This window comes from Pseudoalteromonas sp. MMG007, from assembly GCF_018100985.1.
Taxonomy (GTDB): Bacteria; Pseudomonadota; Gammaproteobacteria; order Enterobacterales; family Alteromonadaceae; genus Pseudoalteromonas.
This window is the reverse complement of record NZ_JAGJEI010000004.1, coordinates 250,576-260,409: the sequence shown is the minus strand read 5'-3', so window position 1 is coordinate 260,409 and position 9,834 is coordinate 250,576. Positions and strand designations below refer to the sequence as shown.

General features: G+C 40.2%; 9 protein-coding genes. 6 read left to right on the top strand and 3 right to left on the bottom strand.

The features are described 5' to 3' along the window. Nucleotides 1-422: 422 nt before the first annotated feature. The 6 genes from J8L71_RS08140 to cyoE all read left to right on the top strand — a co-directional run bounded on the left by J8L71_RS08140 (nt 423) and on the right by cyoE (nt 5,989). A complete protein-coding gene (locus J8L71_RS08140; protein WP_211000099.1) occupies nt 423-842 on the top strand; it encodes a hypothetical protein in 420 nt (139 codons plus the stop codon). Nucleotides 843-1,156: 314 nt separating this feature from the next. Then, entirely contained in the window at nt 1,157-2,110 is a 954-nt protein-coding gene (cyoA, locus tag J8L71_RS08135; protein ID WP_211000090.1) for a ubiquinol oxidase subunit II, read from the top strand. 2 nt (nt 2,111-2,112) lie between these two features. Continuing rightward, nucleotides 2,113-4,101 (top strand): cytochrome o ubiquinol oxidase subunit I, encoded by a 1,989-nt coding sequence (cyoB, locus tag J8L71_RS08130; RefSeq protein WP_211000089.1) that lies wholly within the window; start codon nt 2,113-2,115, stop codon nt 4,099-4,101. Continuing rightward, on the top strand, nt 4,098-4,739 hold the full coding sequence (gene cyoC / locus J8L71_RS08125; RefSeq protein ID WP_089346998.1) for a cytochrome o ubiquinol oxidase subunit III: 642 nt from the start codon (nt 4,098-4,100) through the stop codon (nt 4,737-4,739). Before cyoB ends, cyoC begins: the two co-directional genes overlap by 4 nt. Beyond that, nucleotides 4,739-5,095, top strand: coding sequence for a cytochrome o ubiquinol oxidase subunit IV (gene cyoD / locus J8L71_RS08120; RefSeq protein WP_138540625.1), 357 nt, complete (start codon nt 4,739-4,741; stop codon nt 5,093-5,095). The genes cyoC and cyoD overlap by 1 nt, the downstream gene beginning before the upstream one ends. 9 nt (nt 5,096-5,104) lie before the next feature. Further along, nucleotides 5,105-5,989, top strand: a complete 885-nt coding sequence (gene cyoE / locus J8L71_RS08115; RefSeq protein WP_211000088.1) for a heme o synthase — start codon at nt 5,105-5,107, stop codon at nt 5,987-5,989. A 67-nt stretch (nt 5,990-6,056) separates the two neighbouring features. Here the strand turns inward: cyoE and J8L71_RS08110 are convergent, their stop codons facing one another. The 3 genes from J8L71_RS08110 to J8L71_RS08100 form a co-directional block, all read right to left on the bottom strand. Further along, nucleotides 6,057-6,722 (bottom strand): hypothetical protein, encoded by a 666-nt coding sequence (locus J8L71_RS08110; protein WP_211000087.1) that lies wholly within the window; start codon nt 6,720-6,722, stop codon nt 6,057-6,059. A gap of 131 nt (nt 6,723-6,853) precedes the next feature. Further along, the gene (locus J8L71_RS08105; protein ID WP_211000086.1) at nt 6,854-8,809 is read right to left on the bottom strand and encodes a phytase; all 1,956 of its coding nucleotides are present in this window, start codon (nt 8,807-8,809) and stop codon (nt 6,854-6,856) included. A gap of 10 nt (nt 8,810-8,819) precedes the next feature. Beyond that, nucleotides 8,820-9,794, bottom strand: coding sequence for a metallophosphoesterase (locus J8L71_RS08100; protein ID WP_211000085.1), 975 nt, complete (start codon nt 9,792-9,794; stop codon nt 8,820-8,822). Nucleotides 9,795-9,834: the final 40 nt, after the last annotated feature.

Here is a 9,834-nt window from a genome sequence, read left to right as displayed (position 1 = left end):
GGCGGCTCAATTTCGGTGGTGACTGATTTTGGGCTGTTTTTATTTATACCACTTTATTTTTAATTCCATTAATTTCTTATCTCTACTCCTAAAACCTCTTAAATATTAAATATTATCAAGTTAAGTCTTTGCTTTTATTGTGTTATTTGTTATTAACAAAATAGCTTCTAAAACTTAACTCAAAAATTATGTTTTTTAGTTGAACAGAATATTCTCTTTGTTATACTCACATTCGAACTTTCAGTAAGTTTTGAAAGTTTGATTGATACGGATCAATTTTCACTAGATCAATTTGTGCTAGGCGGATTTGATTGTATTTAGCACCCGGTTTTAGGGCTTACAACTGCAATGTCTTTTAAGTTTTTCCATTGCAAACTGTACAACTCTAATTTCGTTATAGTCATTTTAGTAGGTTAATGTCTTTGAACACACTTTCTTTGCAACATACAAATACGGAACTTGCCTCTGGCGAGCCGCAGACGTATGTGCGCTTGAATAAAGCAGGCAAGGGCGTGTGTGTAGCTATAACGTTATTAGTGTTTAATACTGTAATGTTGCTAAGCGGTGCACTAGAGGATGCCTTCAAGCTTGAAGCGCTATTAAGTGATGGGTTTATTGTAGAGCCACTGTTACTTAGTGTTGCGCAATTTTTAGCTCATCCGATCATATCAAGTCAGTTACTAATCGGCCTTTGTTGGTTATTGTTCCATATTTTTCCAGCGCGTCGTGCTGGAATAATCCTCCGTAAAGCAGCCTTTGCTTTTGGCGAGGCTAAAGTTCAGCAACCTGTGATCTCTTCACATGGTTGTCGTGCTCCACCTAGCTTTACAGGTTGTCTGTAAGGCTGCATCTTGTAGCTGGTTTTAATTATTTGTTCTTGCTGTAAATAATTAAGGTTAGCGTATACAAAGTAGCTCTGTGTTTTAAACACATTCAGCCAACCAACACTCACCCAAGTTAACTTTTATTACGTTATATAAATGCGTTTAGAAAGCTGGGTTTGTTGCTAGGTCATAATTGGCATGAGCTTTAACTTTTGAATAGCCCCCTTATTTTTATAATTTAATTCTAGTTAACTTGGGTTTTTATTGAAAAATCGTTGCTTTAGTTTTCATTTAAGCAGCAAATTAAAACTCTAGGTTTGTAGGATACTCCCTTGTTAATTCGTAACCTTTGTAATATTGCTTTAGCTAGTACAGTGCTGGCGTTGTCAGGCTGTAAAGGCGGGATACTCGATCCAAAAGGGCAAATAGGCATTGATGAGAAAAACTTAATCATCATCGCAACCGTGCTTATGTTGCTTGTAGTCGTTCCCGTTATTGTGATGACTTTGTATTTCGCTTGGAAATACAGAGATACTCAAAACCAAGAAATTTATGCGCCAAAATGGGCTCATTCAAATAAAATTGAAGCCGCAGTTTGGGCTGTTCCTATTGTTATTGTGATTATCTTAGGTGTTATTACCTGGGAGTCTACTCAAGAGCTAGACCCTTACAAGCCGATTGAAGGTAAAGGTGAGCATCTAACTGTTGAAGTAGTGTCATTAAATTGGAAATGGTTATTTATTTACCCAGAGCAAGGTATTGCTACGGTAAACGAATTGGTATTCCCAGCTAATGTACCTGTTGAATATAAAATCACGTCAGAAAGCACAATGAATTCGTTTTTTATTCCTCAGCTTGGCAGCCAAATATACTCAATGGCTGGCATGGAAACCAAGCTTCACTTAATTGCAAACGAACCAGGTACTTTTAAAGGGTTTTCAGCCAATTACAGTGGCGCAGGTTTTACCGGCATGAAATTTAATGCCATTGCTACTCCTACCCAAGCAGATTTTGATAAGTGGGTAACCAGCGTTAAAGCTAATGCTAATAACCTAACTCATGCAAATTATGTAGAGCTTGCAAAAGCAAGCGAAAATAATCCAGTTGCTTATTACGGTAAAGTTGATGACGGCTTATTTCATACCATTGTTATGAAGTATATGCAGGCGCATGGCGATATGAATAAAAAGCACCATGCAATGGGCGAACATGGGCAAATGAGCAAAAAGCATCATGAAATGGCTGAGCACTCAATGCCTTCATCTCACAGCCAAGGCGAGGAATAATAATGTCGTTTTTAGGTAATCTTTCACTCGACGCAATTCCATTTCATGAGCCAATTCTTGTGTTCACGATGTCGGTTATTGCGATAGCTGGGCTTATTATTGCCGGGCTTATTACAAAGTATAAAAAATGGGGCGTGCTTTGGCGCGATTGGATCACGTCTGTCGATCACAAACGCTTAGGCGTGATGTATATTCTTTTAGCGTTAATAATGCTGTTTCGTGGTTTTTCTGATGCCATAATGATGCGTGCGCAGTTAGCACTTGCTACCAGTGGTGCGCCAGGTTATTTGCCTCCAGAGCATTACGACCAAATATTTACCGCCCATGGCGTAATTATGATCATATTTATGGCAATGCCATTTATGATTGGTTTAATGAACATTGTGTTGCCTCTACAAATTGGTGCACGTGATGTTGCATTCCCATTTCTAAATAATTTAAGTTTTTGGTTTACCGCCAGCGGCGCTATCTTAATTAATTTATCGCTTGTATTTGGTGAGTTTGCAAAAACAGGTTGGGTGGCTTATCCGCCGCTTTCGGAGCTGACCTTTAGCCCTGGGGTGGGGGTCGATTATTATATCTGGGCGCTACAAATATCCGGGCTCGGTACGCTTTTAACGGCAGTAAACTTTTTAGTGACTGTATTTAAAATGCGTGCTCCAGGTATGACCCTAATGAAAATGCCAATTTTTACATGGGCATGTACGTGGGCAAATATCTTAATTGCAGCCTCTTTCCCAATATTAACTGCTGTGCTGGCCATGCTTACGCTTGACCGCTACCTTGATTTTCACTTTTTTACCAATGCAGCGGGCGGCAACGCCATGATGTACATCAACCTGTTTTGGGCTTGGGGTCATCCTGAGGTTTATATTTTAGTACTACCTGCTTTTGGTATTTTTTCTGAAATTATCTCTACGTTTGCTGGTAAGCGCTTATTTGGTTACAAGTCGATGGTTTATGCCAGCGGTGCTATCTCAATTTTAGGTTTTATTGTTTGGCTACATCACTTTTTCACTATGGGGTCTAGTGCAAACGTTAATGCGTTCTTTGGGGTAATGACCATGGTTATTGCCGTACCCACTGGGGTTAAGTTATTTAACTGGTTATTTACCATTTACCGAGGCCGTTTACGTATTAGCGTTCCGGTGCTTTGGACGCTTGGTTTTATGATTACCTTTACTGTAGGCGGTATGACCGGGGTATTACTTGCGATCCCGGGTGCCGATTACGTATTGCATAACAGCTTATTCTTAATTGCGCATTTTCATAACACTATTATTGGTGGCGCAGTATTTGGCTACCTTGCTGGTTTTGTATTTTGGTTCCCTAAAGCAATGGGCTTTAAGCTTAACGAAAAATGGGGTAAAGCATCATTTTGGTGTTGGATTATCGGTTTCTTCGTCGCATTTATGCCGTTGTATGTACTTGGTTTCTTAGGTATGACACGTCGTTTAAACCACACCAATAACCCAGATTGGAACATTTGGTTATACATTGCCGCAGGCGGTGCTGTAATTATTATGTTTGGTATTATCAGTCAAGCAATTCAACTATTTGTAAGCTTTAGAGACCGTGAAGCACTTGACGATACAACTGGCGATCCGTGGAACGGCCATACACTAGAGTGGGCAACTAGCTCACCTCCACAAGTGTATAACTTTGCAACTATTCCTCACGTTGATGACATTGATGCATGGACCGAAGCAAAAGAAAAAGGCCAAGCTTATCAAACAAAAGCAAGTTATAGCCCAATTCATATGCCTAAAAATACCTCTGCGGGTGTATTTATGGCAGCCAGCCTAACGGCATTTTGTTTTGCCATGATCTGGCATATTTGGTGGTTAGCTGTTGTTGGGCTAGTAGGCGCAATTGCCATATTTATTAAGCGTTGTTACACCAATGATGTTGATTACTACATACAGCCAGATGAAATTGCACGCACTGAAGCTGCGTATAATTCAAGTGGAAATAAGGAGCTAAACGCGTGAGTACACTTTCTGCAAATCTAGAATCTGCAAATTTAGACTCTGTATCGCACGATGATCATGCCCACGCGCATGATCATCACGACACCTCGGGCGATACGATATTTGGCTTTTGGTTATACCTAATGACCGATTGTCTATTATTTGCCTCGTTTTTTGCCACCTACGCAGTGCTGTTTATGAACACTGCCGGTGGTGTATCGGGTAAAGATATTTTTGAACTCGACTTTGTTGCAGTAGAAACCGCTGCGCTACTTATTAGTAGTATTACCTTTGGCTTTGCCATGATTGCTGCTCAAGGGCAAAAAAAGGCATTAACACTTACTTGGTTATTTATTACCTTTTGTTTAGGTGCTGCATTTATCGGCATGGAAATATACGAGTTTCATCACCTGATTGTGCATGGTAATGGCCCACAACAAAGTGCCTTTTTAACGTCGTTCTTCTCGTTAGTTGGCCTACATGGTTTACATGTAACGGCGGGTTTAATTTGGATGACAATCATGATGATAGAAGTGGCTAAACGTGGTTTAGGTAAACCAACCGTAACGCGCTTAAGCTGCCTAAGCCTATTTTGGCACTTCTTAGACATTGTTTGGATTTGTGTATTTACCGTTGTTTATTTAATGGGAGCAATGTAATGAGCCACAGCGAAACACATGCGTTAAAGCAAATGCAAAGTGAGCACCATGATGAATCTCATGGCAGCGTTAAAACTTACTTAATAGGCTTTGTGCTATCAATAATTTTAACCGCCATACCGTTTTACATGGTTATGGAAGGCGACTTTTCTAAAGTAACTACGCTTTGGAGCATTGTTACTTTAGCTATTGTACAAATTTGGGTGCATTTGAAATACTTTTTACATCTTAATTTTACGACAGAAGATGGCCGTGCAAGTACGTTCTCATTCCTATTCAGTGCCCTGATCATCGTAATGGTTGTTGGGCTATCTGTTTGGATTATTTACGAATCTAACGCAATGATGATGTACTAGGAGTTTAAAATGTTTCGTCGTTATTTATCAGTGACTAAGCCTGGCATTATTATGGGTAATCTTATTAGCGTTGCAGGTGGGTTTTTACTTGCCTCACGAGGCGATGTAGATCCTTGGTTAATGATTGCTACTTTAATTGGTTTGTCGCTTGTGGTTGCATCAGGCTGTGCTATCAACAATGTTATTGATAGAGATATAGATGTAGCCATGGCACGTACTCGTACGCGGGTTACAGTAACAGGCGAAATGTCGGCCTTTTCTGCACTGAGTCATGGTGTTTTGTTGGGTGTTGTAGGTTTTGGTTTACTCATTGTTTACACCACTCAAGCCGCGGTATTTTTTGCAGCGTTTGGCTATGTAATTTATGTCGGGGTTTATAGCCTCTACATGAAACGCAACTCTGTTTATGGCACATTTGTAGGGAGCCTTTCTGGCGCTGTACCACCCGTGGTGGGTTACTGCGCCGTAACAGGGCAGTTCGATATGGGCGCATTAATACTGCTGGTTATGTTTAGCTTGTGGCAAATGCCGCACTCATATGCCATTGCTATTTTTCGCTTTAAAGATTACCAGGCAGCAGGTATTCCTGTACTACCCGTTGCACAAGGCATAGATAAAGCCAAGCGCCATATTGTACTTTATATTGCTGTGTACGCTTTAGTCGTCATGCTATTACCAATAAGTGGCTACACGGGTGCAGCGTTTATGGCTGTGGCGTGTATTACCAGCTTTTGGTGGCTGTTAATGGCGCTTCGTGGTTATCGTCGTAATATTGATTTAACAGGCTGGGCTCGCCAAGTGTTTGCCTTTTCAATTGTTAATATTACAGCTTTAAGTATTGCCATGGCAGTTGACTACCACAGTGCAGCACCACAACTATTTGCACTTATATAGCTTAATTAATTTACCTTTCCAAAGTTAATCCAAAGGCTCGAAAGAGCCTTTTTTTCGTTTATAAGCCTTACTTTTTAAAGCTCTCAGCATCATAAAATAATGGCTTTAATGTGCCGCAGTTTATAAATTTATAAGTAAGCTCATTTTGTGTAGGAATAAGTTTAAACGATCTAAATTTTTGCATGCACGCATTCACTAAATCAACAAAAATTAAGTGATTATAACTAGGGGCTTGCTCAATCTTATGAATATAAATACGTTCAGTGCTGCCTAAATCAATCATGTCGTATTCTTGCCATTGAGTTGGCTCTGGTAAGTCTTTTAATTGTCGTGCATAAAGCTGTTTACTCATTTCTATTGCAATATTTGAATAAATTAAAGAGCCATCTTTTCTGTAATCGCCTTCAAATACATCTGCGGTAATTGTTATTTCTTCACCGCGCATTAAACGTTGAATATTAAAAGGCTGGGGCTTTAAGGTTATAAGCTCAGCGTTGCGTACAAACTCTAAAAAAGCAACGTTTGGGTTTTTGATTCTATAAACTACTTGTACATCATGCGGCAGTTTATAACTTGGTAAATTAAGCGCATAAATCCCCGACCCTTTGTTAACTAAAGCCATAGCGTGTTCAGCATTGTATTTAGGGTTAAGTGGTGGCAATTCTACTGCGTCTTCCTCAGCAAAAGCGTATCCGCTTATAGTAATGATCAAAAAAGTAAGTAATAAACGCATAATAACCTCAATTAATTTATCAGCTTAAATTGTAGTATATAGCTTTAATAACTCTAAATTTAATAGGTTTATTTAAATACACATAGTAAAAGGCTCTTAAGAGCCTTATAGCGTTTAAAGGTGGAAGTATTTTACTCAATCGCTTTTTTAACTTCACGCCAGTCAATAATTTTAAAGTTTTGCGGTTGTAGCGGCATACGATTATAACCATCTTGTACTACAAGTATGCCTTCAGGGTAACCAGGTAAAGCAGCGGATGTTACGGTTAAACCATCCGTTTCACCTGCGCCATCAATCCCTTTATCTAGATTAGCAGTTACATTAAACTTACCTGCAAAGCTTAGGTTAGGCTGTGTATCATCGGAGATTTTATAAAGCACATAGCTATTATCACCTTGGCTTGATACGACTAAATAGCGGGTATCACCAGCATGATAAATTTCCATGCCTTCAACATCTGCCACAAGTTGCTCATTTACACCTTGTAGCATGAGCGCTTTGTTACCAGCACTGGGTTCAGCGCCGATATACCAAATACCTTGATCTTCTTCGCCGGCAAATAACTGGCCGCGCTTATCATCAGCACTACAGCCTTCAGGTTGGCTTGGCAGGGTAAACTCTCTGACTAACTCGCCGCTTAAGTTCGCTTTATTACCTGTTAGTTTATATTGTTGAAATAAACCTGACTTATCATTCACGAACACATAATTACCAGAATCAGATGAATACATACACATGCCGTAAATTTCGGCTAGGTTTGTGGCTACTTCTGTTACATGGTTTACTTTGTTCTCGCTATCGACAGTAAACACGCTAATACTGTTAAGTGTCCGGTTACTGGCCGTGATCCAAGTATGGGTTTGGTTGTTTATACTTTGATGTTGACGTACATCAACATTATTTAAACGGCCAATATCTAGCGACTGTACTTTGTTACCCTCAAGGTCATAGATCATTAACCCACGGCGTTTATCTGTGCCCAATATTAAGCTGTTTTTAGCGTCTTGCTCGTTGATCCAAATAGCCGGATCATCAGCTGCATCACCAAATGCTGCAACAGGTGTTGTTTGTGCATTGGCATGAATATGCGTCATGGCAACTTTATTTATTGAAGGCGCAGGCTGTGCACTGTAGTTAACGTTTGCTTCGATATATGCGCCCGTTTCATCATCTATTAAAACAAGCTGTGCTTGATTATCATTAATCAAATTCGCTGCAACTGATTCAATTGCTAATTCGCCACTTAGTGACCATTTGCTTAGTTTTTCTGTTTGGGCATTATAGGCATAAACCATATTGCTATCAGTGGCACTGAGCCATAAAGTACCGTCTTGTGATACTGATAAAGCCCCGATTTCAGTTTTTAATTCACCGTACGGCTCTACTAAAGCAACAGGCTGTTTATTGGCATCTGATTCAGCATCAGCATTGATAGCCCAAACGCCGAGTTCAGCTTCGCCCACATACAAGGTTTTTGTTTCGTCATTAACTGCGCAGCCTGAAGCCTCAGTGACTGCTGAGAACTCACGTACTGCGATATTTTTAGCTTGGTTCGTTGCTAAATCATAAATAACAGTTTCGCTGATCAGGCCTCGAACATCCGGCACAAGCGCTGATACAGTTGCATTATTATCGTTTTTAAATAAACAGACGGCATCTGGTTGGGCTTGAGGTGGGCTAATGCGAGTGAGCTCTTCTAGCTGCCAAGATGATACATTGTTGATTAGATTAAAAATAACGACATTGTCTTGATTGTTATCAATACTTGCGAGTATGAAGTGCTGCGCCGATATTTTTTTCAGTGAAATTGACTCGAAGTTACCAGCCAACAACACACTGCTTTGTTTTCTATCGCTAAGTAATAAACCTTGGCTTTCACTTGCTACTACCCATTGATTATTACCAAGAGCAGCCGCTTGTGACCCTTGCATATTTTGTTGTGGGCCAAACGGCGTTACCTTGATAGAACCTGTTGCTAAGAGCGCTTCGTTTTGAACGGCTTCTTTATGGTTGCTACACCCGTTGAGTACAGTTAAAAGAAGTGCGCTTGATAGCACTGTTGAGATTGTATTTAGTTTAAATTTCATTTTTTATCCTTTACTTTCCAATATGCTTTTCAGTGCTAAAACGTACTTCACCCAAATGGTTGATAGCGCTAACTTTGAGTGTTTCACCATTGATTGATACACTTAAAAAGCCTGGGGTTGCTTCTGCATAGCGGGTAAACTCACGCTGTTTCACAAAGCGTGCTTCACTGCCTCCACCAGAGACAAAGTGAGCAATATTGCTATTTTCAGGTTGGTTGTATTGCAAGTCGTGCTCGTGCCCAGCGATATAAGCTTGCACGTTATGACGCTCCATTATGGGTTCTAAAATATCGCGAAGACCTTGGTTGCGACCAAAGCGTTTACCACTTGAATAAAGCGGGTGATGGTCAACCACAATCTTCCATTTTGCGTCACTACCCGCAAGTTGAGTTTCAAGCCAGTTAAGCTGGGTTTTATAACCTTGCCCTTGAGTTGAACGGTATTTGTCGCGGGTTTTATATTCAGGTTGAATTGGGTTGGTATCTAACAATACCATCAACACTGGCTCGTTGCTCTCAAGCACAAACGTTTTGCTGTAATACCTTGCTGGTAATTGCCAGCGCTGACTTTTATTTGTGTAGTCAATTTGGGCTTGAGCATTACCTAGGTAATCGTGATTACCCAAAACAACGTACCAATCTTTAAATGTGTGCGGGCCGTGGTAAATATCTTCATAGGCTGATTGCCATAGCGGATCGTTTACACTTACCACTCCGTTTGGGTAAAAGTTATCACCCGTTGAGATAATAAAATCTGCATCGGTTTGATACATGGCTATTTCTAGCTGGTGGGCCACTTCTTTTTGATAAAAATGGCCGTTGTGTCCCCAGTCACCAATGACCATAAAGTTAAGGCTATCGGGTAGTGTATCTAGATTAGCAATTTTTTGCTGTTGATAAAGCGCATCTTTATAAATAACAGGCTCGACAGCACTGAGCGCTGATGAGCTCAGTAGGGTGGCCATTATGAAAGACAATTTAAACATGTTCTAACTCCAAAAGGCACGTAATAGCAAGCGATTACGT

Bases quoted from the DNA above. Each gene is read 5' to 3' on its own strand.
- cyoB (WP_211000089.1), top strand. From the start codon at position 2,113: ATGTCGTTTTTAGGTAATCTTTCACTCGACGCAATTCCATTTCATGAG.
- cyoD (WP_138540625.1), top strand. From the start codon at position 4,739: ATGAGCCACAGCGAAACACATGCGTTAAAGCAAATGCAAAGTGAGCAC.
- cyoE (WP_211000088.1), top strand. From the start codon at position 5,105: ATGTTTCGTCGTTATTTATCAGTGACTAAGCCTGGCATTATTATGGGT.
- J8L71_RS08110 (WP_211000087.1), bottom strand. From the start codon at position 6,722: ATGCGTTTATTACTTACTTTTTTGATCATTACTATAAGCGGATACGCT.
- J8L71_RS08105 (WP_211000086.1), bottom strand. From the start codon at position 8,809: ATGAAATTTAAACTAAATACAATCTCAACAGTGCTATCAAGCGCACTT.
- J8L71_RS08100 (WP_211000085.1), bottom strand. From the start codon at position 9,794: ATGTTTAAATTGTCTTTCATAATGGCCACCCTACTGAGCTCATCAGCG.